The following is a 26230-nucleotide window of genomic DNA, read 5'->3' on the forward strand; positions in this document are numbered from 1 at the left end:
GAACCGCCGGGTTGCCATCCAGCCGGGCGCTCGAGCCGCCGTCCGCGGGTAGCCAGATTCGTGTTCGCGTGTAACGACGGTTTCGCAGGATGCACGCCGGCCGGATCGTGGGGCATGCAGAATAGTGGCGACGCACGGTGTTGTTGTGCGCCTCGTCGGAAATGAGTATTGGCATCCAACTCGGGCGTGCGCTATTTCGACACGCGGCCTTTACGTCATGCGGAGCCGATCACCACTTCAATCAGGTTAGCGACCCCCGATGCGATTCCGGCTTCGATCGCCTGAGCGATATCTCCGGCTCGTTCGATTCGTCGGGCCGGGACGCCCATCGAAGTGGCCAGGGCGAGGTAGTCGATGGGTGGGTTGTCGATCTCCATCGCAACAAAACGGTGGGTCTTCGCGGCCGTATAGTGTGCCTGGGAACGCATGAAGTTCTTGAGGACGTTGTACTCGCGGTTATTCATGACGATGAATGTCACGGGCAGCTTTTCGTAGGCAGCAGTCCACAGTGCTTGTGGCGAATACAGTGCGGCACCGTCGCCCACAAGACATACGACAGGTTCCCGCCCCAGCCCCAGAGAACACCCGACTGCGGCCGGCATGCCCCAGCCCAGACCGCCTCCCCGCAGGAACGAATACTGTCGCGCCGACGAACTGTTGAGGAAGCTGCGAACCGCCGACGAAGTCACAATCGCCTCGTCAACGATCGGTGTTTTATCGCCGATGGCGCGCATCGCCTGCTGAGCGGCAACCAGGGGCGTCACAACCGGCGCATCGAACTGCGACGCGGCGAGCGCGTTGAGTTTGGCCCGGCGTTTCGCCTGCTCGGCCGCGGCGTTCCCTCTTGCTTCGTCGTAGGCCGCCGCGTTCTTCACCACGCGTTGTTTGAGCAAGGGTAGCAATTGCTGGAGGGACGCCTTGATGTCGCCAACCACAGAGAGCCGGGTGAAGTAGGTCCGACCAAGATCTCTCACGTCGGCTGACATCTGGAAGACGTCGCAACCGTCTGGCACGGCCGAGCCGTGTGAATAGAGAATCGTGATCAACGACTTCCCACCCAGTGCGAAAATGGCGTCGAATTTCGACAGCTTTTCAGCGATATCCGTCGCCTTCGTTGGCAGGTTGCCGGCCCATAGCGGACTGGAAGTCGCAAAGGGAATGCGGGCCGGCCACGATGATCCGAACACCGGGGCGGCCAGGGTTTCCGCGAGCTCAAGTGCCTCGTCCGCTGCATCGCTCGAATGAATTTCGTCCCCGGCGATGATGGCGAGCCGATTCGGCCGGATTCCTGCCAGATGGTCGGCCAGAGCCTCAAGCGAGCCCGCTACCGAACGCCGGTCGATGGTTGACGGCACATCGACGGAAACCGTGCTCATCTCTTCCATCACGTCCATCGGCAACGACAGGAAAACCGGTCCCGAAGGCGCTGCGTTTGCGTCCTGAAAAGCGCGCCTCACGAGGACGGGCAACTGATCGGCGCTACTTACTTCGTGAGCCCATTTCACTGCCGGTCGTGCGATGCTCACCAGGTCGCCTAGTAACAGCGGGTCCGTGAGGCTGTGCCGCCTATCCTGCTGACCTGCGGTAACCACCAGCGGCGTGCATGAAACACTTGCGTTCAACAGATTGCCCATACCGTGCCCGAGACCGCCCGCAGTGTGCAGGTTGATGAAGCCCGGCCTGCCGGCGGCTTGCGCATAACCGTCGGCCATCGCGACAACGCTTGCCTCCTGGAGAGCCCACACATATTTGAGGTGAGGAGCATCGAGCAAGGCATCCATCAGCGGTAGCTCGGTCGTGCCCGGATTGCCGAAAACATACTCGCACCCGACACTGCTCAACGTTTCAAGGAGGACGCTGGCACCGCGGCGCTCTGCGACTGTTTCGAGTGATTCGATTGGACTGGAAGACATAAGTCACCTTTGTGGGGATAACGCTTTCATGAACCCGATAGGGTCGCCGTACCTTCTACTGCACGGTTCTCGTGGGTCGACCTTTTTGAGGTCGACCGCGCTTCCCTATCCGCCTCGTGGGCAATAGAGCGGGTTCGAACGGTGCGACGCTGCGAACTCGAAACTCAACAAGAAAGCGTGTAGAAATATTAGCCCGGAGCCCTATGAAACGGCTTCCTGAAATTGATGAAATAAGGGTTGAAAGCGGATGATTGTTCTCGCCATCCCTCAATTTTGCGAATTCTGTCCACACGTCATGCATGACTCAAGTCTGTCACTCATCTATCACTCATCTATCACTTACCAGGCAGGACCTCGCCATCTTGCGAGCTATCTGATTAAAGTCGCGGTACAGGGTACGGCGGGACTGCCGCGGTAACGCTCAACCCTGGCCCCGGAACCTTACTGTCCCAATAGATTGTTTGCTCTTTACCCGACTCGCACCGGTATGCTTCGACACGCACTACCGTGAATTAACTTTCTTCATTGTTGCCGCCTCATGTCGGCACCCTGTAGGCAAATTATCTCGTTTCAGGTGTATTTCCATCGACACAAGAGCAGTGGAAAAATTACACCAACGTCATGAATATTAAAGATTTATCCTGCAAATCAACATGAGTCATACCCTTTCCACGTCGTGCCAGAAAGAACTTGAAATCCGCAAGAGCCGTTTCATCGCGCATGCCATACCGGTCGCCGACCGCGACGCCGCGATGGACGAGTTGCGCCGCCTGCGCGCCGAACATCCGGGCGCCACGCACGTCTGCTGGGCGTTGCTGGCGGGCGGCCAGTCGGGCATGTCCGACGACGGCGAGCCGTCCGGCACCGCGGGCCGGCCGATTCTCGAAGTACTGCGCCACCACGATCTGGACGGCGTACTGGCCGCCGTCGTGCGCTATTACGGCGGTGTAAAGCTCGGCGCCGGCGGCCTGGTACGCGCGTACACCGACGCGATCGCCTCCGCGTTGCTGGATGCGCCGCGAGTGGAACGCATCGCGCAGGTCTCGCTAACCGTTGAAGTGTCGTACGGCGACGAAGCCAAAGTGCGCCGCTGGGTCGAAGCCGAAGCGTATTCGCTGCTTGAATGCGTGCACGGCATGCTCGTGAAAATGACGGTACGCCTGCCCGTGAATGCCGTCGACGACGCCAAGCGCACGCTCGTGGACCTGACTCAAGGGAAAGCCGGTTTCTTCTGATTTTTCATTCGATAAGGGTTCGGGTTCGGTGCGCTGTTACCATGCGGGTCTGTAACGGAATGACGCATTCAACTTTAAAGGCACCTGCTCTGATCTCGACTGCCGTTTTTTCCAGCACAGCGCCCAAGTCGGCGCCATTCGGCCCGGCTGTGCGGCACGCCTCCGCTTCCCGCGCGGCCATGAGAGGCGCCGTTCTCAAGGGTTGCGGCGCCGTCGCCCTGCCGTTGATGCTCTCCGCGTGCTCATGGTCATGGTTCGGCCTGCACAGCCAGGCCCGCGCGACCACGCATGCCACCGGCTGGCTGAGCGTCGCGCCCGCGCGCGATTTCGACTACATACCCGCGCACAGCGGCCGCATGTCGCCGAACCGGATTGAAAACACCGCGATGACCGGTATCGTGCTGAAAACCGATATCAACGAGGCCGTGCGCAACGGCGTGGTGAACAGCTTGAGAGTCGCGGGTTTTCATCTCGGCGAAGGCCAAAAAATCCTGAGCGGCAGCATCGAGAACTTCACGGTAGAGGACGAACGCTCACCCGCTTACTGGACGTTGAAAATGCGTTATATCGTGACCGATGCGGCAACCCGCAAGGTCGTGTTTTCGACCACCAAAACAGTCCGGCAAAAGTCGCCGAAATTCACCAGCAGCACGATCGCGATCGAAGACACGGTCAAGCTCAGCGTCGATGCATTGATTGGCGATCCAGGCTTTATCAAATCGGTGAATTGAACGCCGACGCTGAAGCGGCGCTGTAAAGCTTCGCCTTAATATTCAGGTTACCGAACGATTTGCACAGTTTGACGCGCCGCACGATGTATAAGCAATACCCAATAGCCAGGCGCAGAAACTTTAACTATCAGCAATCGTCCCACGCCCCTATGCTCGACCCATGACTCTGCCGCCGCAACCTCACGCGATGCGGCATCGGGCAAGCGACTTCTTATAGTCAGAGGGGCGGCATCATGAAAATCTGTATTTTCGGAGCAGGAGCAATCGGCGGTCTGATGGGCGTGCAAATGGCGCGCGCGGGCGCGGACGTCAGTTTCGTCGCGCGAGGTCCGCATCTCGCGGCCATGCGCGAACACGGCGCCCGTTTGATCATGGACGGCGAAACGATCAGCACGCCGGTTCGCTGCACGTCCGACCCACGCGAGCTCGGCGTGCAGGACTTCGTGATCGTCACGCTGAAGGCGCACTCGCTGCCGGGTGTGGTCGAGGCGATGCAGCCGTTACTCGGCAAGCACACTGCGATCGTCACGGGCGTCAACGGCATTCCGTATTGGTACTTCTATCAGCACGGCGGCAAATTCGCCGGTACACGCCTCACCAGCATCGATCCGGACGGCAGTCAGTGGAGCCGGCTCGGGCCGGAACGCGCGATCGGCTGCGTGCTGTATCCCGCCGCGGAACTCATCGAGCCGGGCGTCATCAAGCACGTGTACGGCAAGAAATTCCCGATCGGCGAACCGAGTGGCGAACGCACGCCACGCATCCAGCAGTTGCACGAAATCATGCAGGCCGCCGGTTTCGATGCGCCGATTCGCGACAATATCCGCGACGAAATCTGGCTCAAGCTGTGGGGCAATCTCTGCTTCAATCCGATCAGCGCGCTGACACATGCGACGCTCGACATCCTCACGAGCGATCCGGGCACCCGTGCCGTGTCGCGCACGATGATGCTGGAAGCCAAACGCATCGCCGATCAATTCGGCGTGCACTTTCGCGTCGACGTGGAAAAACGGATCGACGGTGCGGGGGCGGTTGGCGCACATAAGACTTCGACGCTGGTCGATCTGGAGAATCGTCGTCCGATGGAAATCGATCCGCTGCTGACCGTCGTACAGGAAATGGGTCGCCTCGTCGCCGAACCTACGCCGACTATCGACGTCGTGCTCGCGTTGATCAAGCTGCGCGAGAAGATGGCACTGCAAAGCGATTGATAAAAGTCACGGGTCAAAAAAGATCGAACGCCTAAGCGTTCGATCTTCTTCATCGCGCTATTGATCGAGCGCGAGCCACACCGATTTCGGTTCGGTGAAGTTTTCGATCGCCACGTCGCCATGCTCGCGGCCGAAGCCCGAGTCGCCGGAGCCGCCCCACGGCAAACGCACATCCGTATAGCCATACGTGTTGATCCACACCGTGCCCGCTTTCAGATCGCGCGCCACACGATGCACGCGGCCGATATCCGCGCTCCACACGCCGGCCGCGAGGCTATACAACGTGCCGTTGGCGATGCGCAAAGCGTCGGCTTCGTCGTTGAAACGAATCACGCTCGCGACCGGCCCGAAGATCTCCTCCTGCGAAATCCGCATTTCGTGCTCGACGTTGGCGAACACCGTCGGCTCGACAAAAAAGCCGCGCTGGCCCACGCGTGCGCCGCCGGTCACGAGCGACGCACCTTCCGCGCGCCCCGCTTCGACATAGCCGAGCACCGTCTTCATTTGCGCGGCGGAAATCAGCGGGCCCATCGACGTGTCGCGTGCCGCCGGATCGCCGACCTTGATGGACTTCGCGCGCGCAGCAAGGCGCTCCACCACTTCGTCATATACATCGCGATGCGCGAGAATCCGCGAGCCTGCGGAACACACCTGGCCGGTGTTGAAGAAGATCCCGGACGCGGCCGCGCGCACCGCGTTGTCGAGATTCGCGTCCGCGAAAATCAGATTCGCCGACTTGCCGCCCAACTCGAGCGTCACGCGTTTGAAGTTGCCGGCCGCGCCTTGCAGAATGCCGCGTCCCACCGAAGGAGAACCGGTAAACGTGACTTTGTCGACACCGGGATGCGCAACCAATGCATCGCCTACTACACGTCCCTTTCCGGTCACGATATTCAGCACGCCCGGCGGCACCCCTGCTTCGAGCGCGAGTTCGCCGATCCGCAACGCGCTGAGCGGCGTGATCTCCGCGGGCTTGACGATCAGCGTGCAACCGCACGCGAGCGCCGGCGCGATTTTCCACATGCCGATCATCAACGGGAAATTCCACGGCACGATCGCCGCCACCACGCCGACCGGTTCACGCAGCGTGTAGGTCAACGCATCGGGGCGTGTGGGCACCACCTGGCCGTTGATCTTGTCGCACCAGCCTGCGTAATATTCGAGCGTATCGATCGCAGCCGGAATGTCCTGGCGCAACACGGCGGAAATCGGTTTGCCCGCGTCGAGACTTTCAAGCGCGGCAAGCTCTTCCAGATTCGCGCGCATCAAAGCGGCGAAGCGCATCAGAACGCGGCCCCGTTCGGCGGCTCGCAACGCGTTCCATACTTTCAGTGCGGCGCGCGCCGCTTGCACCGCAGTGTCCACGTCGACGGCGCTGCCTTGCGCGACCAGCGCGATCGGCTCTTCGGTGGCCGGGTCGATGTCGACGGAATATTCGCCGGTGCCCGGCGGCAAGCGCTTGCCGTCGATCAGTAAATCATGGCGCCTGAGGTCGGTGTCAGTGTCCATCATGAAGCTCCTTGCCTGGGATATTGCGTGATCTGACCGACGGCGATCGGCCGGAGCCGGAGCGAGGGCTGTCGCTGAGGTTCGCGGCAGAAGTTCGCCGCCGAAGTTCGCCGCTAAGGTTCGTGAAGCAGCGCGCCGCCCGGCGCAACAGCCGGCCACACGACGCCGCGCGCACCGGCAGGCGTCGTCACGTCCGCATTCGCATGCGTGACGGCGAGCGAAGCGAATTGAGCCCACGCCGCCGCAGCGTTGGGCCTCAGAGAGCGATTGCGACGGCGCACGAGCATCGTCGTGAGATTCACTTCGGCAACGATCGGCCGGCTCACCAGAGGCGCGTGGAGTGCGGGCCAATGCCCATCGACCGGCAACACGCCGACGCCGAGCCCCAGCTCGACCATGCGCAATACCGCTGCGACGTGTCCAAATTCCTGCACGGGCCGCCGTCTCAGCCCATGCGTGGCGAACGCGATATCGAGTGCGCCACGCGCGCCAGTATCGGCGTTCAGCGTGACCAGCGCCCATTCCTGCAACGCGTCCCAGCCGACATTCGCCTGCCGCGCCAAAGGATGCGTTGGCGGTATCACTACCTGCAAAGGCGTCGTAAAGACCGGTTGCGCGTGCAGCAGATCGCCGGCGAGCGGCTCCGCCAGCGACACCACGCCGAAGTCCACTTCGCCTTGCTCGACACTCGCGAGCACACTGCTTTGCGACTGATCCCTGACGGAAACGCTCAACCCGGGAAATACCGAGGCACAACGCGCGAGGCCTTCCGCAACCCATCCCGACGACAGCACCGGATTGCTCGCCAGCACGACGACGCCGGTATGTCCCTCGTACGCAGCCCGTTCTTCACGCAACGTCAATTCGATTTCGTCGAGTAGACGGCCGATCCTTCGCTCAAGGCTCGCGCCCGCGTTGGTCAGTTCCACCTGACGTGTGGTGCGGTCGAACAGTTTCAGTTCGACCGCGTCTTCGAGTTCACGCACACAACGGCTCACCGCCGATTGCGTCAGATCGAACTCGCGCGCCGCACGCGTAAAACTCCGCTCTCGCGCGACGGCGACGAACACCTTGAGCTGTTGCAACGAAACATTCATAAGGTCGTCGCCGGATACGTGCAGCTAATGTTATTCACCTGACTGCTCCGGCCAATGACTCATCCGCGAAGATTTGCTGCCGGCGACCGCGAGTACGCCTTGCGGCTCGTTGCTCGATTCGATCAGGCGTGAACGCATCGGCGCGAGAACGAACTTCGCCGCAATGCCCGCCGCGATCGTCACGACCGCCGACACGATGAACACGAGACTCCAGCCGCCCGTCGCGGATAACACCGAAGCGATCGGCACCAGCAGCGAGGCCGTGCCCTTCGCGGTGTACAGCGTGCCCGCGTTGGCCGCCGCGTATTTGCTGCCGAACGTATCCGCGCAAATCGCCGGGAAAATCGAGAAGATTTCGCCCCAGAACAGGAAAATCAGCGCGGCGAACGTCATGAACGCATACGGGTTGGTGCCGTATTGCATCAGACCGAGCAAGGCCAGCCCTTCGCCGATGAAGATCACGAACATCGTGTTCTCGCGGCCGAGCTTGTCGGAAATGAAGCCGCATAGCGGACGCGTAAAGCCGTTGCAGATGTTGTCGATCGACAGCGTGGCCGTGAGTAGCGGCAACGTCATGCCGAAGATCGTCATCGGGATGCGCGCGAGCCCCCAGTCTTTCGCGATCGGCCCGATCTGCGCAGTGGCCATCAACCCGCCGGCGGCGACCGCGACGAACGACACATAGATCACCCAGAACACCGGTGTCCGGATCATCTGGCCCGGCGTGAAATCGACCTTGGTTACCGCGAATTTCCGCTTCGGCACAGCCTGTGTACGTAGATTCGGCTTCCTTAACATTAACGCCAATACGAAAATACATGCGCCTTGCAGGATGCCGAAGAACAGGAACGTGTGCTCGTAGCCCGAACGCGTGATCATGTTCGCAATCGGAATGACCGTCACGGCGGCGCCCGCGCCGAAGCCCGCAGCAGTCAGACCGGCGGCAAGACCGCGGCGATCCGGAAACCATTTCAATGCATTGCCGACACACGTGCCATACACGCCGCCCGCGCCGATCCCGGCGATGACCGCGGAAACATACAGCATCGGCAACGTGGTGATGTAGGAGTTCATGACCCACGCGATACCCGCGCATATCGCACCCACCGCCACCACCGGCCGCGGCCCGAACTTGTCGACGAGCCAGCCTTCCACCGGCACCAGCCAGGTTTCGGTCAGGATGAAGATGGCGAACGCGAGTTGAATCGACGCCTCGCCCCAGTGATGCCGCGCGTTCATCGGCGTGACGAACAACGTCCACGCATATTGCAGATTGGCGACCAACGCCATGCACAGCATGCCGATGACGAGCTGCCACCAACGGTTCGCCCAGAATACGCGGGCCGTGGTCTGCTGAGTGATATCGTCCATTGAGCCTTGTCTCCGCTATTTATTAGTGCAGCCGGCCATTCATGCCGCGCTGTATGTATCCCACCTAATGGATATCGCCAGAAATTCCTTGCAATTCGGAAATATTCAATGCGTTAATCTTTAATTCGCGTTCTTTTAAATCCGGTCTATTTCGCTTATTTCGAGTGGTGCTTTATTCCGATCAATTACACGCGCCAGCGCTTCCCTGCTCGGCCACTCTCCCCCGTCGGGCCTGAAAAACAAGCGTTAACCCGAGTCTCGCGCCGCAAATCCGGCTTTCTTATACGAGTCATGCTAGGGTCAATGCTGAATTACCAATAATTAAAGTTTGTTATTATGTCGATTCACATTTGCTTATACATCGACCATGACGATGCGCAATGCGACTCTGCGGCAATTGAAGGTCTTCGAAACGGTGGCGCGGCATCTCAGCTTTTCGCGCGCCGCGGAGGAATTGCATCTCACGCAACCCGCTGTCTCCACTCAGGTTCGCCAACTCGAGGAACATGCGGGGCTGCCGTTGTTCGAGCAGCTCGGCAAAAAGATCTATCTGACGCCGGCCGGCACCGAAATGCTTCACTACAGCCGCGCGATCATTCAGCAATTCCACGAAGCCGACGAGGCAATGGGTCAGCTCAAAGGCGTGTCCGGCGGCAAGCTGAACGTCGCGGTGATCAGCGCCGGCGACTACTTCTTCCCTCGTCTGCTGGCCGAATTCACACGGCGCTATTCGGGCGTCGTGCTCAACCTCGCCGTGCACAATCGCGAAGAACTGCTGCATCAACTCGCCACCAACCAGACCGATCTCGCGGTCATGGTGCGTCCGCCGCACGAGACCGATGCGACGAATGAACCGTTTGCGCCGCATCCGTATGTGATCGTGGCAGCGCCTACGCATCCGCTCGCGCACCAGCGCAACATCAGAATGAGTCAACTCGCGAGCGAGGCTTTCATCGTGCGCGAGCGCGGCTCGGACACATGGAACTCGATGGAAGAAGGCTTCGCCGGACGCCTCGCGAATCTGAAGATCGCGATGGAGATCAAAAGCACCGAGACGATCAAACAGGCGGTGATTGCCGGCATGGGCATTGCGTTTCTCTCCGCGCATACCATCAGCCTCGAATTGCAACTCGGTCATCTGGTCGTGCTGGACGTCGAGAGCTTTCCGGTGATGCTCAACTGGTACGTCGTGCATCGCAAGAACAAACGTCTGCCGCCGGTCGCGGTCGCGTTCAAACGCTTTCTGATGGAAGAAGGCGCGAATCTGATCGAGAAGATCACCCGCGTGAAGGAATTGAGCGTCTATAAGCAGTAGGCTATCGCGGCCCAATAAACAGGTATTCATCGCTGACGACGCACGCTGTAATAACCGCAGCGATGACGAGCGCCCGCGCGTCTGCGCTCACTTTCATGCGTGCTGTCGTGCGAATCTCTCGCGTGCCGATGTGCCGCCATGCGTCTTACGCTTGTCGGCATTTCACGCAGCGCCCATGCCGGCTCCTCGTCGGCACGCCATTCAATACGTTCCCGCACGAGGAAACCATGACAGCGCCCTGCAAATGCGAATGTCGGCGAATGCGCAGCATGACCGGCGAGTGCGCCGTCGAGCATCAGATGCGCGCCTAACGCACCAGCCAGCGCGCCGGTTGCGAGTAACGCTTCCAGCCCGACAGTTGGCGCCGGTCCGGTCACGAACATGTAGCCAAGCCATCCGCACAACGCCAGCGCGGTCAGATTGACAAGACGATGCCCCGGACGCGCCGCCGCGCTCGCGTTCAACACGTCGAACAGTCCGCGCATTTTGCAGACGGAGATAGCCGACGCGGAAAAGATCAACGCGCCGGCAAAAACCGCCGCATACAGTTCGATACGCTCGACATCGGCGAAAGCGGATAAGGAAGACGCAGACAGATAACAAACAAAGCCGCCGGCCATCACAGCAAATCCGGCAGCGCTGCCGAACATGCCGATGCTCACCCACACGGTACTGTCAGACGCTTGCGACATGCGTGCTCCTTCGTGTTCCGTGTTGCGTGTTCCATGTTGCGATCGGGGGATCGCGAACCGACCGCGCCCGACCGCGCCCGACCGTCGCCGAACCCGCTTCAAACTTCGTTCGCGACTACCGCCGGCCCCGCCGATGCCCCAGCATCGCGCGCGACATTCAAGGTATTGCTGAGCGTGCCGATCCCGTCGATGGCGATCGTCACCGTCGCGCCGTCCCTGATCGAGCCGACACCCACCGACGTGCCGCACGCGATCACATCGCCCGGTTCGAGCGTGAGATCCTGCGATATCAGACTGACCTGTTCGGCGGGAGAAAACACCATGTCGGCGAGCGGATAGTTTTGCCGCTCCACGCCGTCGAGCATCGTGACGAGCCGCGCGTCGCGCCACGCGAATCCGGAAACGATCGCCGGGCCGATGCAACAGAACGTGTCGAAGCCCTTCGCGCGACACCACTGCGGAAAATGCGGGTTCTCGTTAAGCAGATCGGCCGCGGTCACGTCGTTCACGAGCGTGTAGCCGAAGATCGCGTCGGCGGCCTCTTCGACACTCGCATCGCGGCAGCGCCGCCCGATCACGATACCGAGTTCGCCCTCGTAGACGATCTTGCCGGCGTAACCTGGCGGACGGCGGATCGCCGCGCCGGAGCCGATCACCGAACCCGCGGGCTTCAGCAAAAACAGCGGATGCGACGGCACCGGTTTATCCAGCTTCGCCGCCAGCGCATGAAAGTTGTTCCATAGCGCGACGATCTTGCCCGGCGCGCAAGGCGCAAGCGGGGTCAGCGCGCGCGTCGACAGCACGGCGCCCGTGGGCACCGGCTGGTCGAGACCTGCGTACTCATGCAGATAAGCGCCTTCCACCCGGCCGAACACGATGCCGCCATCGCTCGACATGAACCGCATCCATGTATCCATACGTCGCTCCTTGATCGTGTTGCTTCGGCGTACTGCGCCGGTGTAATGCCATGCACAGCGCGACTGTCGTTTCAGTTTCGCGCCGTCTAGATCGCGCCGGCGGTGCGCAACGCGCTGATCTGCTCGGGCGAGTAGCCGAGTTCGGCCATCACCTCGTCGGTGTGCTCGCCCAGCAATGGCGAGCGCCTGACTTCGGTCGGGCTGTCGGACAGTTTGATAGGATTGCCAACCGTCAGATATTTCCCGCGCGTCGGATGATCCACTTCGACGATCGTGCCGGTTTTGCGCAGCGACGGCTCTTCGGCGATTTCTTTCATCGACAGAATCGGGCCGCATGGAATGTCGTACTTGTTCAGAATCTCCATGGCTTCGAACTTGGTCTTCGTCATGGTCCAGTGTTCGATCTCGGCGAAGATGTCTTTCAGATGCGGCAGACGCGCCGCCGGCGTCGCGTAGTTCGGATCCGTCGCCCACTCTTCCTTACCGATCACGTTGCAGATCTTCGCCCACACCGGCGCCTGCGTGATGAAGTAGATGTACGCGTTCGGGTCCGTTTCCCAACCCTTGCACTTCAGGATCCAGCCCGGCTGGCCACCGCCCGATGCATTGCCGGCGCGCGGCACCGCTTCACCGAAGGTGCCGTTCGGATATTGCGGGTACTCCTTCATCGTGCCGGTACGTTCGAGCCGTTGCTGATCGCGCAGTTTCACGCGACACAAGTTCAGCACGCCGTCCTGCATTGCGGCGAGCACGCGCTGACCGCGTCCGGTGACGGTGCGCTGATAGAGCGCCGTGACGATGCCGAGCGCCAGATGCAAACCCGTACCGCTATCGCCGATCTGCGCGCCCGACACAACCGGCGGGCCGTCGTCGAAACCCGTCGTCGACGCCGCGCCGCCCGCGCATTGCGCGACATTCTCGTAGACCTTGCAGTCCTCGTACGGTCCGGGACCGAAGCCCTTCACGGAAGCGACGATCATCCGCGGATTCAATTCCTGAATCCGCTCCCACGTGAAGCCCATCCGGTCCAGCGCGCCCGGCGCGAAGTTCTCCACCAGCACGTCGCATTTCTGGATCAGCGCTTCGAGCACCAGCTTGCCTTCCGGATTCTTCGTGTCGATCGTGACGGAGCGTTTGTTGTGATTGAGCATCGTGAAGTACAGGCTGTCCACGTCGGGGATGTCGCGCAGTTGTTCACGCGTGATGTCGCCCGCGCCGGCCCGCTCCACCTTGATCACGTCCGCACCGAACCACGCGAGCAACTGCGTGCAGGTCGGCCCCGACTGCACATGCGTGAAGTCGAGAATGCGCACACCGTCGAGTGCTTTGCTCATTTCCTGTCTCCTGAAGGTCCGCTTGTTTTGCGCGTGAACGCTAACGGCTCGATCGCCTGGCTGCCTTGCTGTGTTACATACAGTATGTGGTATATCAGTTTCGAGCAAGTACGAATTTAATCGCTCTGCGGATGGGATTTTTGAGTTGGGAAGCTTGCCAGGCTTGGGATTGCGGAGGATTGCCGCGCACTGCGCGGCACCCGATCCGAGGGAAAACACCGATCAGGAACCGGCGTGCAGCTCCGAAGGGAAGCGGTTAGCAGAGCGACGCTCCGCATGAACCGAGCGCCCATACAAAAAAGCCCGCGGTGCCGACAGCACCACGAGCCTTTTCTATTCCAGCAACGTCCCGTGTGAGATCAATCCAGAAAATCGCAATTCGCTTCGACGAACGCCGCGAGATCGAGCGAATGCTGACGCGTGAGTCGCTCGGCCAGTTCGGTATCGCGCTGCTCCAGCGCTTCGATAATGCGCAAGTGATCGACGATCGAACGCGACGCGCGGTCGCTCTGCGAGATGGTCATGCGGCGAATCGCACGCACGTGGATGAAGATGTTCTTGATCGTGTCGAGGATGATCTGCGATTTCGACAACTCGACGATCGCCTGGTGAAACGCGATGTTCGCGTCCGAGTATTCGGCGATGTGCTCGGCCGGCGTAGCGTCGCGGAAACTGTCGAACATGTGGCGCAGACGGGCGATTTCCGCGTCCGTAGCGTGCAGCGTGGCAAGGCGCGCGGCCATGCTTTCCAATGCCGCCCACATCTGGATCATCTCGACGATTTCACGCTTGCTCTTGCGCACGATATAGATGCCGCGCCGCGGCACCATGCGCAGAAAACCTTCCTGTTCGAGCAGCGTCATCGCCTCGCGCACCGGCGTGCGGCTCACGCCCAGCGACTCGCTCAGCACGCGTTCGTCAAGACGGATTTCTTCACGAGTCTGGTAGATATCCGCGTCGGCAATCGCCTGACGCAACATCGCATACGCCTGATCGCGCAAGCTGGCGCTCGCGCCGATTGGCTGAAGTGACAACGTCAACGGTGTAGCCACTGCTTCAGTTTGAAGTTCTGACGACATTCATCGCCTCTTGTTGAACATGCGCACGATACGGCGCCGCCGTTGCTGCTCCAGCCTGCTGCTCGCCCAAGCCGACGAATCGGCCGTGTTGCGCCGCAAGCTGCGCGACCGGCTGCGGAATCCAGCGAGTCAACAGCACAGTGGCAGAAGCGCCTAACCCGATGACAGCAATAGCGAACAGCGCGAGAGGAACAAATTCCATTTGTAACTCCGAATGATTGAGTGAAGGAATGACTCAATCATATGCTGCATCGCCGCATTAATCAATATTCAGTATGTGATATATCAACTACCGTTGCTTTCAGGATAGCACCGCCAAGGTAGCACGGGACAGCGGCACACGGGTCGCCCGACGTCCCCAGCAACGTTGGCGCTCGGTGTTAACGCGCAAAACGCGCGCTATTCGCGCATCCGCGTTCGATGATCGCGCAGTTCGCCGCGAATGCGGATTGTGAGAAACGCTACGCATCATTAACCCTCGAGGAATTCTGCAACCCGACCGGCCCGCGGAGCCCACGCCCCGCTGAGCGGGCAATCGGTCAAGCAGCCCGGAAGTTTCAAGGAGACACGTTCATGAGCACTACCCTCCCGGCCGCCGACATGGCCGACAACCGCAGCGCGCGCAATCGGGCCCGCAAAGCGGCGCTCGGCAGCTTCATCGGCGCCGTGGTCGACTGGTACGACTTTCTGCTGTACGGCATCGTCGCGGCGCTGGTCTTCAATGCCGAGTTCTTCCCGAAAGTCAGTCCGGCGATGGGCACGCTCGCCGCCTTCGCGACCTTCGGCGTCGGGTTTCTGTTCCGGCCGCTCGGCGGCTTTGTGTTCGGCCATTACGGCGACCGGCTCGGCCGCAAGCGCATGCTGGTCCTGACCGTAATGATGATGGGCCTCTCCACTGCGGCGATCGGCCTGCTGCCGGCCTTTGCCAGCATCGGCTGGTGGGCGCCTGTGCTGCTCGTCACGTTGCGCGCGATCCAGGGCTTCGCGGTGGGCGGCGAATGGGGCGGCGCGGCGTTGATGGCGGTCGAAAGCGCACCGGAAAAGAAGAAGGCCTTCTACAGCAGCGGCGTGCAGGTCGGTTACGGCGTGGGACTCGTGCTGTCGACCGGGCTGGTTGCGATCATCAGCCGTTCGATGGACAACGCGTCGTTCCTGAGCTGGGGTTGGCGTCTGCCGTTCCTGTTCAGCGTGGTGCTGGTGCTGATTGCGCTGTGGATCCGCTCGAGCATGGAGGAATCGAAGGAGTTCGTCGAGAAAGTCGGCCAGCACGGCGAGCGCAGCGTGCGGCTGCCGATCGTCGAAGCTTTACTGAAGCATCCCAAGGCGTTCCTGCTGATCATTGCGCTGCGCCTCGCCGAACTGTTCACGATGTACATCGTGACGGCCTTCGCGTTGAATTACTCGACCGCCAATCTGCACATGCCGCGCGAGTTCTTTCTGTCGATCGGCTTGCTGGTCGGCGCGGTGAGTTGCGTGACGATCCCCTGCTTTGCGGTGCTGGCCGATCGCTATGGACGGCGGCGCGTGTATATCGTCGGCGCGCTGGTCGGCATGTTCAGCGCAGTGCCGTTTTTTCTCGCACTCGAAGCGCGCTCGACCGTGTGGATCGTGTTCTTCGCGGTGATGCTCGCGAACGTCGCGCACGACATGGTGGTGAGCGTGCAGCAACCGATGTTCACCGAACTGTTCGGCACGGAGTACCGCTATAGCGGCGCGGGGGTCGGTTATCAAGTGGCGAGCGTGGTGGGCGGCGGCTTCACGCCGTTTATCGCGGTGGCGCTGGTGAGCTTTGCCGGTGGTTCGTGGCATCCGGTGGCGGCGTATCTGGCGATCGGATGCCTGATTTCGGTGCTGGTGGCGGCGAAGATGAGGACGGGGCGTACGGCGGGCTGATTACTGCCGATGACCTTTCTGCGGGCCGGCGGGGCGATTGTGCCAGTGCCGGCTATCAGGGCGGCCCGAAATAAACATACTTGCCGTTTTCAGATGGATGATTATCTTCAATTTTGTACCCGGATGCCAGCAGACTACGGGCATTCCAGTCTCGCAAGACAGCTTTTAAGTTTTCGCTCGTATAACCATAAAACGCTTCTGCCAAAAAGTCGTACGCTGACTCGCCACGCTGCTTGTAGATATCAAAACCAAGCTCAACCTTCAGGGGAAGTCTGATAACAGTTCCCTCCGAAATTAAAGCCTGTGCATGCGCAGAAAATCTGGAGGGCAAGTGCGAAGACGCCCCTACATCCGGCGGGTTTATTATTTCTGACAGGGTCGGCAAGTCGACATTTACGTTAACAAGCTCCTCCAGATTTCCGGGTCCAAGTACTGATCGCGAAATAGAATATAGCGTCTCCCGTTTTCCTACGCGATATAGACTCTGGAATTCCAGTTCGGCGCCTGGATGAACGCTAACCTGCTTGTTTATCTGGCTCACAACAATTTTCCCTCTATTGACGCCCAGATTCATGCTGGCAGTTGCCACCTTTATCTTCTGATTAGCACTTCCATATATTAAATCTAAAACAAAATCAATATCCAGACTGTCCTTCATCAAATAATAAAATTTTTCATTTCGATGTTCCAGATCGATACCTTCACGAAAGTAAATACCCGACTTACTGGTTCGAAAAGGCTGCGACGTGGTAGTGGTTGACTTTCGTGTGACACTTTGATCCACGACCTCGTCGCTAATTTGCGGCGAATATTCCGAAGTACCCCAGCTAAGATTGTCATAACCAGGAATCGAGAGATTGTCCGCCGCCGTCGCATCGATATCCCGATATTCGCCCGATCCTTTCAAAATTATACCCTGGACAGTTTCCTCAACCGTCCCGGTCTCGGTATCCAATGTTATCAGTGTAATCAGGTGAGATATATTGCAGATTCCAGAATTGACCGCATTTGAATCATCAACACTTCCTTCAACGACAGCACCGTTTACCACTGCATCTATTTTTTTATTCCGACAATTCAGTTCCGCCGATTCATCGAGCTCGCGACACGCACAAATATGAATTCTCTTATATTCTATTCCAATTTTATCTGCTTGACGAAGCACTTGCTCGATCGCCATTGGATTTTTTGATCCGTGACTTAAAGACAGTATATCCGCATGGCGCTCACCGCTAACGGATCATGAATATGATCCCCATCGCGCGTTGCAGCGCGATACTCATACTAGCTATTACCAGCCAGCCGCAAATTTTATTAATGTCAATTCCTCGCATTACCTTCGTGAACAAGCCCACTGAAATAAAACAATCTGCCTTACCGATTCAAACTGGCCAATCGTCCTTATTTTCAGCTTGTCCAGAACATCAACCCCGGACGCTGCCGTTGCGACTGCTCGTCCCCGTGGAATGTCCTTGCGCACACCGCACTGCAACAATCCGACGGCTTACAGCAATATTTCTCCAGACCAATGTCTTATGCATTGCTATCTCATATTGCAAACGACGAAGCCTCGCCCTATCGTTCGTGCAGCGAGCGTCTGCGTCGATTTGGCGCATGTCATATGAAACCGGCACGCATATATCGGCCACATGCACGCTTGCAGGTTTTCGCCGCGCCCCTCAAGCATTCTTACGAAAAGCCGATAACAAAGAACCCGTCTCTGGAGACCGACCATGAGTAGCATCACTGAGCCGAACGGAAATTCCGGCTCTGCCCCATTCTTTTCCAAGCAGGCGACCGTCGCAAAACCGGGGTTTTCGCGCTGGATGGTGCCGCCCGCGGCCCTCGCCGTCCACCTGTGTATCGGCCAGGCCTACGCGTTCTCCGTGTTCAACGGGCCGCTGACCAAAGTCATCGGCATCACACAATCGGGCGCGGACGACTGGACGCTGACCTCGCTCGGCTGGATTTTCTCGCTGGCGATTGTGTTCCTCGGCTTGTCGGCCGCGTTCGCCGGCAAGTGGCTCGAACATGTCGGTCCGCGCCGCACGATGTTTACGGCTGCATGCTGCTTCGGCGGCGGCTTTCTGGTGTCCGCGCTCGGCGTGTATCTGCATCAGATCGCGCTGCTCTATCTCGGCTATGGCGTGATCGGCGGGATCGGCCTCGGCCTCGGTTACGTGTCGCCGGTGTCCACGCTGATTCGCTGGTTCCCGGACCGCCGCGGCATGGCGACCGGCATGGCGATCATGGGCTTCGGCGGCGGCGCAATGATCGCCGCGCCGCTCTCCGTCGCGCTGATGAACTACTTCCGCAGCGCCACGAGCATTGGCGTGGCGGAAACGTTCGTTGTGCTGGGCATTGCGTATTTCATCTCGATGTCGATCGGCGCACTCGCGATCCGCGTGCCGCCCGCCGACTGGAAGCCGGCTGGCTGGACGCCGCCCGCGACCAATCAGAAGAAGATGATTTCGCGTAACCACGTGCACATCGATCAGGCATTGAAGACGCCGCAGTTCTATCTGATCTGGCTGGTGCTGTTCCTGAACGTGACGGCCGGCATCGGCATTCTGGGCCAGGCTTCGGTGATGATCCAGGAGAGCTTCAAGGACACCGTAAGCGCGGCCGCAGCGGCAGGCTTCGTCGGTCTGCTCTCGCTGTTCAACATGGGCGGCCGTTTCGTGTGGGCATCGGCTTCGGACTGGGTCGGCCGCAAGAACACGTACTTCATTTTCTTCGCGCTCGGCGCGGTGCTGTACTACCTCGTGCCCGGCTTCGCGGCATCCGGCCAGATCGCGCTCTTCGTGCTGTCGTATTGCGTGATCCTGTCGATGTACGGCGGCGGCTTCGCGACCGTGCCCGCTTATCTCGCGGACATGTTCGGCACGGCGTTCGTCGGCGGCATTCATGGCCGTTTGCTGACCGCGTGGGCTGCAGCCGGTGTCGCGGGTCCGGTGCTGGTGAACTACATCCGCGCTTATCAGGTAGCGCACGGCGTGGCCAAGGCGGACGCCTACACGATGACGATTCACATCATGGTCGTGCTGCTGGTGATCGGCTTTATCTGCAATCTGCTGGTCAAGCGCGTGAACGAAAAGCATCACATGACCGACGCACAACTGGCCAAAGGCGCCTAAGGAGATTCTCATGTCGACCGTTCAGGCCGCGCATCCGACCAACAAGGTCAAACTCGCCGTCTTCTGGCTGTATGTGACGGTGCCGCTGGTGTGGGGCGTCGTGAATACGCTCTCGCAGGCAATGAAGCTGTTCAAGTAAGCGCTTGTCGTTGCCATAAACCGCACCGCGACCCACCGTGCGGTTTATGGCGCGATCGCGATCAGCTCAGGTCCCCGCGGCCTGCAAGCTCATCGGAAAAGTAATCTCGAAGACGCTCCCTTCGTCTTCGTGCGAGTCGAAGCGAATCTCGCCGCGCAGCACCCGGCACAACTCCTTGACGATCGCAAGACCGAGCCCTGCGCCGGGAATATCGTCGTCGGTAGCGCGCTCGAACTCCTTGAACACGCGCTCCCGGTCCGATGAAGAAATGCCCACACCGGTATCCGACACCCGCAACAGCCAGTGATCGTCGTCCACTGCGGCCATGGTCAGTTCGACGCGGCCCGCCTTCGTGTATTTGGACGCGTTCGTCAGCAGATTCAGCGCGACCTGCTTCAGCTTGAGCCGGCTGGACAGCACACGGTCCAATGCGCGGTCGAAATCGGCATCGAAGCGCAGCCCTTTGGCCTCGATCGCCGGTCCGCACGACGCGACCAGTTCCTCGAACAGTTCGCGCAAACTGAAGGTCTCGACCGCGAGAGGACTGCTGTCGCCGAGCACGACCGAATATTCGACCAGTTCGTCGACGAGCGTTTTCATATCCGCCGCCTGGCGGTTCGCGAGGGCGAGCGCGGCTTCGATTCTGGCCGGTCCGCGGCTCATCAGTTGCAGCGCCATCGAAAACACGTTGAGGAAGTTGCGCAGATCGTGCACCACGCTGCGCGTGATCTGCATGCGCGACTCGTACAGATCGCCGACCAGCGTCTGCTTCAGCGTCAACTCGTGATTCGCGCGCTCGAGGCGGCCGGTGTAATCGTCGATCGTGCGGTCGCGCTCCATCACGACTTCGCGGATGGACGTTAGCGTGACGAAGCTGACGGCTTCGTCGATGAAATACCGCGCCCGCTCCTCGTGACGCCGCGTGAAGTACGGCCGGCTTTCGCTGAACTCGACAACCGCGCCGGTCAGCATCTGGCGGAACAGGTCCAGTTCGCGCACCAGTTCGTCGATCCGGTAACCCTGTTTCCAGCGCAGTTTGCCGTGCAGGCGAGCGTCGCGCCTGATCGCGGGTTCGGCGCAATCGAGGTCCTGGTTTTCAAGAACGCTGCAGATCTCGTCGAGGATGTTCGGGATGTGGTCGGCGAGTTGCTCGTAGGTGAGACGGTCGGACTCGGTCAATTCGGCGTCGTGGAAAACCGCCTTCATCCAGCGCTCGGTCAGATCGACCTGCTGCTGACGCAGGTGTGCGGCGAAAGCGGCCAACGGAAGCACGTGCGAGTCCTCCATGTAAGAGACCTGGTGGCCGCGTGGCGGCGCAAACCGGTATGCACCGCTGTCGAATCAGGCTGCCGAATCAGGCTGCCGAATCAGGCTGCGAATCGCGCGAGGCACGCAGGTAGCGTGAGCGGCCGGCACGCGGCCGCGGGCCTCCAGTATGCGCGATTTGTGCGCTGGAAATTAACCAGGGTTAGGTCGCGTTCCTGTCACCGACGCGCCGGCGCCGGCATCCCGACCGGATGCCGGTGCGCCGTCTCACGGCCGCGAATTACGTCAGATCTTTTCGAACAGCACGTCTTGCGCGCCTTCCCACAACACCTTGGTGCCGAGTTCGCGCAGCTTCTCACGGCCTTCGACGATGGTCAGGAAGTGATTGCCCGCAAGCTGCCCCATCTTGCTCGCGAAGCAGCACGAGCCGTACGCGAGAATGATTTCGGTCTCGCTGTAGCCGCCCGGATAGAAAAGAATGTCGCCGACCGACGGATGGCTGGTGTGATTCTCGAAGCCGACCGCCACGCCGTCGTTTTCGAGCTTGAAGTCGCCGAGCGGCACCCAGCAGCCCTCGCCGCTCCAGCGCACGTGGATGATCTTCTGGCGGTACGGCAGCAGCTTCAGGAACGCGGCCACGGTGTGCGGCGCGTCGGGATGGGTTTCGGCGGTAAAGACGTGGCCGCAGGAGGTGATTCGAAGTCGGGTCATCGCTGGATTCCGATAGGACGGGTTGAATGGAATGGTCGGTCGGACGCCGGCTGGGACCAGGCCGTCGGCGCGTCATTCTGTCTTCCGGTGCAAGGCTTCGACAGATACAGTTGCCGAGTGTCCGGTCAGGCCAGTTGGTCCGCAGACGCTTAACACGCGTAGGGAATGGTCGCCACGAACTTAAACCCGATCGCCGCATTGGCGTCGACGCCTACCAGATAGTGGACCTCGATTTGACATCGCCATCGACGGTGACAGAAAATCGACGCCCGGGCCCGGGCATGCCAGATCCGCACGGATGGGCGCCACGAAACTTCGTAGTTTGCAAGCCGCGCAATGCGCAGCACACTTCGAAAGGTGACGTGATTTCCGCAGCGTCGAACCGTCGGACCGGGTCCTCGAAGACTCCTTGATTAACCATAACAGCGGCCACCATCCAGCCGCGCAATCCGTACTTCAGCCGCGCAGTCGGTAAGCAAGCGGCGTCACGCCATAGCCACGCCTGAACTGCACGGAGAAATGACTGGCATTCTCGAAACCAACCGCAATCGCGACTTGCAACACCGTCTGATCGGTGGCGCGCAGTAGTCGTCCGGCTTCCTCGAGCCGCAGGCGCGTGACGAACTGATGAGGTGTTTCACCCGTCTCGCGGTGAAACACACGCGTGCGTCAATGCATCGACATAGAGCCGCGAGTCGGCCAGCGCCACGAGATCGGCGCGGGCGGCACGAACCAGAGGTCGCCCACGCGCAGGTCCACGGTTTCCCAGCGTCCGCTCAGGTTGCGCTCCAGGTGCCCGGCGCCGCTGCCGAGGGTCATCAGCGTGATGTCCTGCAAGCCGGGCGCTTCCAGCAGTTCCTGCTGCGCCGGTTCGAGATACGCGCGCAGCACCCCGTTCCGCCATGGGCGAGCCACGCTTGACACGAGTTTTTTGGCCCGCCAGGTAACGCTCATACGCGAGCGTCGTAGTCAGCTTTGGAATTCTTGCCATCGCGTCGTCCAGGAGGTAACCCATGCCAACGAAAAAACTCTGCCTCACCCGCAAGCCGGTCACCGGTCATCGCAAGATCTCAAAAATGATAGCAAGGAACCGGCTACCGTAATTTCTGGAAATGGCTAATCATTCAGCTTGTCGTCTTTCACGCGTTTCGAACGCCGGAGCTACCGTTTCATGGAACACGAATGCGATACGCTGCCGCATTGGCTGACCGGCTCGCCGCAAGGCGAAGCCGGCCACGCGTCGGCAGCTTACAACTCAGCGGCGACCGCACAACCGGCCTACCCGGCCGACGCGCGGCACGCGGCGAAATCGGCCCACGCGGCCGATGCATCCAGGACTTCGACCCGCACCGCAACAGGCGTCACGCCAACGGGTTTTCTCACGCTCTTCACCGAGGAGGAGATCGGCTCGCCCTCGCCTGCCTTGCGCCGCACCGCGCCGGTAATCAGTCCGCCGGTACTCAGTTCGTTAATGAGGTTCGGCAGCGCGCAGGACCGCATGGAGTTCGTGCGGCGGCGCATCAAACAACTCGGCTTCGACTCGTTCAGCTATTCGGCGACGCGTACCACCGCGCATCACAAGACGATGTTCGTGCTGACCAGTTACGAGTCGCAGGCGTGGCTCACGCGCTATTTCCGCGAGCGTTATTTCGAGCTCGATCCGCGCGTCTCGCTGGCGTCGCCGACCGGTCTGCCGTTTCTGTGGAACACCGCCGACATGCGCGCCGATCTGCCGCGCGCGCAAATGCGCAGCGAGCGTCTGGGTGGTCTGATCGACATGCTGGACACAACCGGCCGCAAGAGCGGGATCCTCACGCAGATGCCGTTGCCCGAACCGGAACTGACGGCGAGCCTGTGCTTCAACTCGGAGATCGGCAACCCGCGCTGGATGACGGAATCGATCGTCGCGGAAACGCTGATGTTCGCGCACACGATCCACGAGTTCATCTGGACGCACGCGCGCAGCATGATCGGCATCGCGCCGGCGCAGCAGCAACGCGTGAGCTTGAGTGAGTTGCAGCATGCAGTGTTGAAGGCGGTCGTGCAGGGTCAGCGCGACAAGGAAATTGCCTATTTCCTCGGACTGTCGCCGCATAACGTCGACTACCATTTGCGCCGCTTGCGGCAACTGTTCAACGTGCGCAATCGCGTGCAGTTGATCAATGTCGCTCAGGGTTATGTGACCTGAAAGTGCGAATGTTGAAGTGCGCATGGCCGTGACGGCGCACGCCGTCACGGCCATTTGTTTATCTGTACACCACGAGCCTCAGCTCTTCAACCGATACCCGGTCTTGAAGATCCACGCGACGATCACCAGAAACACCGCGAGAAACAACGCCGTCATCCCGAGGCTCACGCCGACGTCGACATCGGCGAGACCGTAAAAGCTCCAGCGGAATCCGCTCACCAGATAGACGATCGGATTGAACAGCGTGACGACCTTCCAGAACGGCGGCAGCATATTGACCGCATAGAAGCTGCCGCCGAGGAACGTGAGCGGCGTGATGATCAGCAACGGCACGAGTTGCAGCTTCTCGAAGCTATCGGCCCAGATCCCGATGATGAACCCGAGCAGACTGAACGTGAGCGCCGTGAGCACAAGGAACAGGATCATCCAGAACGGGTGCTGCACTTGCAGCGGCACGAACAGGCCCGCGGTGGCGAGAATGATCAGTCCGAGCAGAATCGATTTGGTCGCCGCCGCGCCCACATAGCTCACGACGATTTCCAGATACGACACCGGCGCCGACAGCAACTCGTAGATCGTGCCGGTGAAGCGCGGAAAGTAAATCCCGAACGACGCATTCGAAATACTCTGCGACAACAGCGACAGCATGATGAGCCCAGGCACGATGAACGCGCCGTAGCTGATGCCGTCCACTTCCTTGATCCGCGAGCCGATCGCCGCACCGAACACGACGAAGTAAAGCGAAGTGGAAATCACCGGCGCGATGATGCTCTGCATCAACGTACGCCAGGTGCGCGCCATCTCGAACTTGTAGATCGCGCGAATTGCGTAGATGTTCATTGGTTACCTCGGAGCAGACTGACGAAGATGTCTTCGAGCGAACTTTGCGTCGTATGCAGGTCCTTGAAGCGGATGCCGGCGTCGTCCAGCGCCTTCAGCAGCGCAATGATGTCCGTGCGGCCGCCGTCGCCTTCATACGTGTAGATCAGCTCATTGCCGCCCTTCGCGACAGCCAGCCCATAGCCGGCGAGCGCGTCCGGCACCTGCGCGAGCGGACTCTCCAGTTGCAGCGTCAACTGCTTTTTGCCGAGCTTGCGCATCAACTCGGTCTTCTCTTCGACCAGCATGATTTCGCCCGCATTGATCACGCCGATGCGGTCGGCCATTTCCTCGGCTTCGTCGATGTAGTGCGTGGTGAGAATGATCGTCACGCCGCTCGCGGCGAGCCCGCGCACCAGCTTCCACATGTCGCGCCGCAATTCGACGTCGACACCGGCGGTGGGTTCGTCGAGGAACAGCACGCGCGGTTCGTGCGACAGCGCCTTGGCGATCAGCACGCGCCGCTTCATGCCGCCCGACAGCGTGATGATCTTGCTATTGCGCTTTTCCCACAGCGACAGATCGCGCAACACCTTTTCGACGTACGCGGGATTTTTCGGCTTGCCGAACAGGCCGCGGCTGAACGAGACGGTCGCCCAGACGGTTTCGAACGAGTCGGTGGTGAGTTCCTGCGGCACGAGGCCGATCAGCGAACGCGCGCCGCGATAGTCGGTCGCGATGTCGCGGCCGTCCACCGTCACGCTGCCGACGCTGGCATTGACGATCCCGCAGATGATGCTGATCAGCGTGGTTTTGCCCGCGCCGTTCGGCCCGAGCAATGCAAAGATTTCCCCCCGATTGATCGACAGATTGATGTTTTTTAACGCATGAAAACCCGTGGCATAGGTTTTCGACAGATTCGTAACCGAGACGATTGGCTGCATGGATTCGACGATGGCAGACACCGTATGTTTGATTGGAAAGAACGGCACGAGAGCGCCGCCGCCCCCGCAATGTAATGGAAAGTGGCCGAGTGTGCAGCATGCGTTGCAGTCGGGAACGCGCCATGCTCGATTTCCGCATACCGCGGCGGAGTCCGGAGATCGAATGGAATCCGTGCAAAGCGCTGCATGGCGACGCTGTTTTTTGCGAAGCCGAGGCACACCGCTTGCGGCATTCGTCGTGTGAGCGACATGCGCTTGCGTGACATCAACCGACTCTTTGGAGACGAATCATGAAACACATGACCAAGACTATTTTTGCATCGGCCCTCGTGATGGCGCTGTCGGGCGGAGTCTACGCGCAGGCGGGTGGCGGTGCGGGCGGCGGAGGTGGTGCGGGTGGCGCAGGCGGCGGCGGTACGGGTGTCGGCGCGGGTGGCGGCACCACGGGCGGCGCCGGTGGCACGGCCGCGCCGGGCGTCGGCGCGGGTTCGATGAAGAACCCGAACGGCTCGGGCTACGGCTCGCCGGGCGTGACGGGCACCGGCGGCGGCATGGGCACGGGCACCGGCGCATCGCCGGCATCACCGAACAGCCCGTCGATGAATCGCTCGAATAACGGCATGAGCGGCGGCACTGGCGGCACGACCGGCGGTGCGAACATGGGCACCGGCGGCAACATCAATGGCACGAACAACGGCGGTCAATAAACCGCCTGGAAATGCAGGCAAC

23 protein-coding genes and 1 pseudogene are annotated in these 26230 nt (G+C 60.4%); 9 read left to right on the forward strand and 15 right to left on the reverse strand.

The features are described from left to right. Nucleotides 1-215: 215 nt before the first annotated feature. A complete protein-coding gene (locus PQQ51_RS13155) occupies nt 216-1913 on the reverse strand; it encodes a thiamine pyrophosphate-binding protein (protein ID WP_408497216.1) in 1698 nt (565 codons plus the stop codon). Nucleotides 1914-2566: 653 nt separating this feature from the next. On the opposite strand from PQQ51_RS13155, the gene PQQ51_RS13160 reads away from it, so the two are divergent. From PQQ51_RS13160 to PQQ51_RS13170, 3 genes are all read left to right on the forward strand, one after another. Beyond that, nucleotides 2567-3148 (forward strand): IMPACT family protein, encoded by a 582-nt coding sequence (locus PQQ51_RS13160; protein WP_408497217.1) that lies wholly within the window; start codon nt 2567-2569, stop codon nt 3146-3148. A 179-nt stretch (nt 3149-3327) separates the two neighbouring features. Next, the gene (locus PQQ51_RS13165; protein WP_408497218.1) at nt 3328-3879 is read left to right on the forward strand and encodes a hypothetical protein; all 552 of its coding nucleotides are present in this window, start codon (nt 3328-3330) and stop codon (nt 3877-3879) included. Between the two features lie 233 nt (nt 3880-4112). Next, a complete protein-coding gene (locus tag PQQ51_RS13170) occupies nt 4113-5090 on the forward strand; it encodes a 2-dehydropantoate 2-reductase (RefSeq protein WP_408497219.1) in 978 nt (325 codons plus the stop codon). 57 nt (nt 5091-5147) lie between these two features. Here the strand turns inward: PQQ51_RS13170 and PQQ51_RS13175 are convergent, their stop codons facing one another. From PQQ51_RS13175 to oxlT, 3 genes are all read right to left on the reverse strand, one after another. Beyond that, a complete protein-coding gene (locus tag PQQ51_RS13175; RefSeq protein WP_408497291.1) occupies nt 5148-6599 on the reverse strand; it encodes an aldehyde dehydrogenase family protein in 1452 nt (483 codons plus the stop codon). A 113-nt stretch (nt 6600-6712) separates the two neighbouring features. Then, nucleotides 6713-7696, reverse strand: coding sequence for a LysR family transcriptional regulator (locus PQQ51_RS13180; RefSeq protein ID WP_408497220.1), 984 nt, complete (start codon nt 7694-7696; stop codon nt 6713-6715). Between the two features lie 30 nt (nt 7697-7726). Continuing rightward, complete coding sequence (gene oxlT / locus PQQ51_RS13185; RefSeq protein WP_408497221.1) at nt 7727-9067, reverse strand: oxalate/formate MFS antiporter; 1341 nt, start codon at nt 9065-9067, stop codon at nt 7727-7729. A gap of 367 nt (nt 9068-9434) precedes the next feature. On the opposite strand from oxlT, the gene PQQ51_RS13190 reads away from it, so the two are divergent. Next, nucleotides 9435-10382, forward strand: a complete 948-nt coding sequence (locus tag PQQ51_RS13190; protein ID WP_408497222.1) for a LysR family transcriptional regulator — start codon at nt 9435-9437, stop codon at nt 10380-10382. Nucleotides 10383-10408: 26 nt separating this feature from the next. Here PQQ51_RS13190 and PQQ51_RS13195 read toward each other — a convergent pair whose 3' ends face one another. From PQQ51_RS13195 to PQQ51_RS13215, 5 genes are all read right to left on the reverse strand, one after another. Further along, nucleotides 10409-11074: an NADP transhydrogenase subunit beta gene (locus tag PQQ51_RS13195; RefSeq protein ID WP_408497223.1), complete on the reverse strand. Its 666-nt coding sequence runs from the start codon at nt 11072-11074 to the stop codon at nt 10409-10411. Between the two features lie 98 nt (nt 11075-11172). Next, the gene (locus PQQ51_RS13200) at nt 11173-11991 is read right to left on the reverse strand and encodes a fumarylacetoacetate hydrolase family protein (protein ID WP_408497224.1); all 819 of its coding nucleotides are present in this window, start codon (nt 11989-11991) and stop codon (nt 11173-11175) included. 86 nt (nt 11992-12077) lie between these two features. Next, nucleotides 12078-13325 carry a formyl-CoA transferase gene (gene frc, locus PQQ51_RS13205; protein ID WP_408497225.1) on the reverse strand — a complete coding sequence of 416 codons (1248 nt, stop codon included), beginning with the start codon at nt 13323-13325 and terminating at the stop codon, nt 12078-12080. A 359-nt stretch (nt 13326-13684) separates the two neighbouring features. Continuing rightward, the gene (locus tag PQQ51_RS13210; RefSeq protein ID WP_408497226.1) at nt 13685-14404 is read right to left on the reverse strand and encodes a GntR family transcriptional regulator; all 720 of its coding nucleotides are present in this window, start codon (nt 14402-14404) and stop codon (nt 13685-13687) included. After that, nucleotides 14382-14606 carry a hypothetical protein gene (locus tag PQQ51_RS13215; RefSeq protein ID WP_408497227.1) on the reverse strand — a complete coding sequence of 75 codons (225 nt, stop codon included), beginning with the start codon at nt 14604-14606 and terminating at the stop codon, nt 14382-14384. Before PQQ51_RS13215 ends, PQQ51_RS13210 begins: the two co-directional genes overlap by 23 nt. 371 nt (nt 14607-14977) lie before the next feature. On the opposite strand from PQQ51_RS13215, the gene shiA reads away from it, so the two are divergent. Then, the gene (gene shiA / locus PQQ51_RS13220) at nt 14978-16297 is read left to right on the forward strand and encodes a shikimate transporter (protein ID WP_408497228.1); all 1320 of its coding nucleotides are present in this window, start codon (nt 14978-14980) and stop codon (nt 16295-16297) included. 55 nt (nt 16298-16352) lie between these two features. On the opposite strand, the gene PQQ51_RS13225 is transcribed toward shiA, so the two are convergent. Next, nucleotides 16353-17477, reverse strand: coding sequence for a hypothetical protein (locus PQQ51_RS13225; RefSeq protein WP_408497229.1), 1125 nt, complete (start codon nt 17475-17477; stop codon nt 16353-16355). A 553-nt stretch (nt 17478-18030) separates the two neighbouring features. On the opposite strand from PQQ51_RS13225, the gene PQQ51_RS13230 reads away from it, so the two are divergent. Together PQQ51_RS13230 and PQQ51_RS13235 are read left to right on the forward strand one after the other, a co-directional pair. Next, nucleotides 18031-19434 (forward strand): L-lactate MFS transporter, encoded by a 1404-nt coding sequence (locus PQQ51_RS13230; RefSeq protein ID WP_408497230.1) that lies wholly within the window; start codon nt 18031-18033, stop codon nt 19432-19434. 10 nt (nt 19435-19444) lie between these two features. After that, entirely contained in the window at nt 19445-19573 is a 129-nt protein-coding gene (locus PQQ51_RS13235) for an MFS transporter small subunit (RefSeq protein WP_408497231.1), read from the forward strand. Nucleotides 19574-19639: 66 nt separating this feature from the next. Here PQQ51_RS13235 and PQQ51_RS13240 read toward each other — a convergent pair whose 3' ends face one another. The 3 genes and pseudogenes from PQQ51_RS13240 to PQQ51_RS13250 form a co-directional block, all read right to left on the reverse strand. Next, nucleotides 19640-20860: a sensor histidine kinase gene (locus tag PQQ51_RS13240; RefSeq protein ID WP_408497232.1), complete on the reverse strand. Its 1221-nt coding sequence runs from the start codon at nt 20858-20860 to the stop codon at nt 19640-19642. Between the two features lie 264 nt (nt 20861-21124). Next, entirely contained in the window at nt 21125-21550 is a 426-nt protein-coding gene (locus PQQ51_RS13245; RefSeq protein ID WP_408497233.1) for a DUF3830 family protein, read from the reverse strand. 456 nt (nt 21551-22006) lie between these two features. Further along, a pseudogene (locus tag PQQ51_RS13250) lies at nt 22007-22541 on the reverse strand (helix-turn-helix domain-containing protein). A 180-nt stretch (nt 22542-22721) separates the two neighbouring features. Between PQQ51_RS13250 and PQQ51_RS13255 the strand changes: the two are divergent. Continuing rightward, nucleotides 22722-23738: a helix-turn-helix transcriptional regulator gene (locus tag PQQ51_RS13255; RefSeq protein ID WP_408497234.1), complete on the forward strand. Its 1017-nt coding sequence runs from the start codon at nt 22722-22724 to the stop codon at nt 23736-23738. 78 nt (nt 23739-23816) lie between these two features. Here PQQ51_RS13255 and PQQ51_RS13260 read toward each other — a convergent pair whose 3' ends face one another. Both PQQ51_RS13260 and PQQ51_RS13265 read right to left on the reverse strand, forming a co-directional pair. Continuing rightward, nucleotides 23817-24578, reverse strand: coding sequence for an ABC transporter permease (locus tag PQQ51_RS13260; protein ID WP_408497235.1), 762 nt, complete (start codon nt 24576-24578; stop codon nt 23817-23819). Then, entirely contained in the window at nt 24575-25501 is a 927-nt protein-coding gene (locus PQQ51_RS13265) for an ABC transporter ATP-binding protein (RefSeq protein ID WP_408497236.1), read from the reverse strand. Before PQQ51_RS13265 ends, PQQ51_RS13260 begins: the two co-directional genes overlap by 4 nt. A 290-nt stretch (nt 25502-25791) precedes the next feature. Here PQQ51_RS13265 and PQQ51_RS13270 point away from each other — a divergent pair, with 290 nt between their 5' ends. Further along, nucleotides 25792-26208: a hypothetical protein gene (locus tag PQQ51_RS13270; protein ID WP_408497237.1), complete on the forward strand. Its 417-nt coding sequence runs from the start codon at nt 25792-25794 to the stop codon at nt 26206-26208. The last annotated feature ends 22 nt before the right edge of the window (nt 26209-26230 follow it).

The sequence above is a fragment of the Paraburkholderia xenovorans genome (assembly GCF_046030735.1).
Taxonomy (GTDB): Bacteria; Pseudomonadota; Gammaproteobacteria; order Burkholderiales; family Burkholderiaceae; genus Paraburkholderia; species Paraburkholderia xenovorans_A.

What these genes read in the sequence shown, in the direction of transcription:
- PQQ51_RS13155 (WP_408497216.1), bottom strand. Translation starts at nt 1,913, where the DNA reads ATGTCTTCCAGTCCAATCGAATCACTCGAAACAGTCGCAGAGCGCCGC.
- PQQ51_RS13160 (WP_408497217.1), top strand. Translation starts at nt 2,567, where the DNA reads ATGAGTCATACCCTTTCCACGTCGTGCCAGAAAGAACTTGAAATCCGC.
- PQQ51_RS13165 (WP_408497218.1), top strand. Translation starts at nt 3,328, where the DNA reads ATGAGAGGCGCCGTTCTCAAGGGTTGCGGCGCCGTCGCCCTGCCGTTG.
- PQQ51_RS13170 (WP_408497219.1), top strand. Translation starts at nt 4,113, where the DNA reads ATGAAAATCTGTATTTTCGGAGCAGGAGCAATCGGCGGTCTGATGGGC.
- PQQ51_RS13175 (WP_408497291.1), bottom strand. Translation starts at nt 6,599, where the DNA reads ATGGACACTGACACCGACCTCAGGCGCCATGATTTACTGATCGACGGC.
- PQQ51_RS13180 (WP_408497220.1), bottom strand. Translation starts at nt 7,696, where the DNA reads ATGAATGTTTCGTTGCAACAGCTCAAGGTGTTCGTCGCCGTCGCGCGA.
- oxlT (WP_408497221.1), bottom strand. Translation starts at nt 9,067, where the DNA reads ATGGACGATATCACTCAGCAGACCACGGCCCGCGTATTCTGGGCGAAC.
- PQQ51_RS13190 (WP_408497222.1), top strand. Translation starts at nt 9,435, where the DNA reads ATGACGATGCGCAATGCGACTCTGCGGCAATTGAAGGTCTTCGAAACG.
- PQQ51_RS13195 (WP_408497223.1), bottom strand. Translation starts at nt 11,074, where the DNA reads ATGTCGCAAGCGTCTGACAGTACCGTGTGGGTGAGCATCGGCATGTTC.
- PQQ51_RS13200 (WP_408497224.1), bottom strand. Translation starts at nt 11,991, where the DNA reads ATGGATACATGGATGCGGTTCATGTCGAGCGATGGCGGCATCGTGTTC.
- frc (WP_408497225.1), bottom strand. Translation starts at nt 13,325, where the DNA reads ATGAGCAAAGCACTCGACGGTGTGCGCATTCTCGACTTCACGCATGTG.
- PQQ51_RS13210 (WP_408497226.1), bottom strand. Translation starts at nt 14,404, where the DNA reads ATGTCGTCAGAACTTCAAACTGAAGCAGTGGCTACACCGTTGACGTTG.
- PQQ51_RS13215 (WP_408497227.1), bottom strand. Translation starts at nt 14,606, where the DNA reads ATGGAATTTGTTCCTCTCGCGCTGTTCGCTATTGCTGTCATCGGGTTA.
- shiA (WP_408497228.1), top strand. Translation starts at nt 14,978, where the DNA reads ATGAGCACTACCCTCCCGGCCGCCGACATGGCCGACAACCGCAGCGCG.
- PQQ51_RS13225 (WP_408497229.1), bottom strand. Translation starts at nt 17,477, where the DNA reads ATGGCGATCGAGCAAGTGCTTCGTCAAGCAGATAAAATTGGAATAGAA.
- PQQ51_RS13230 (WP_408497230.1), top strand. Translation starts at nt 18,031, where the DNA reads ATGAGTAGCATCACTGAGCCGAACGGAAATTCCGGCTCTGCCCCATTC.
- PQQ51_RS13235 (WP_408497231.1), top strand. Translation starts at nt 19,445, where the DNA reads ATGTCGACCGTTCAGGCCGCGCATCCGACCAACAAGGTCAAACTCGCC.
- PQQ51_RS13240 (WP_408497232.1), bottom strand. Translation starts at nt 20,860, where the DNA reads ATGGAGGACTCGCACGTGCTTCCGTTGGCCGCTTTCGCCGCACACCTG.
- PQQ51_RS13245 (WP_408497233.1), bottom strand. Translation starts at nt 21,550, where the DNA reads ATGACCCGACTTCGAATCACCTCCTGCGGCCACGTCTTTACCGCCGAA.
- PQQ51_RS13255 (WP_408497234.1), top strand. Translation starts at nt 22,722, where the DNA reads ATGGAACACGAATGCGATACGCTGCCGCATTGGCTGACCGGCTCGCCG.
- PQQ51_RS13260 (WP_408497235.1), bottom strand. Translation starts at nt 24,578, where the DNA reads ATGAACATCTACGCAATTCGCGCGATCTACAAGTTCGAGATGGCGCGC.
- PQQ51_RS13265 (WP_408497236.1), bottom strand. Translation starts at nt 25,501, where the DNA reads ATGCAGCCAATCGTCTCGGTTACGAATCTGTCGAAAACCTATGCCACG.
- PQQ51_RS13270 (WP_408497237.1), top strand. Translation starts at nt 25,792, where the DNA reads ATGAAACACATGACCAAGACTATTTTTGCATCGGCCCTCGTGATGGCG.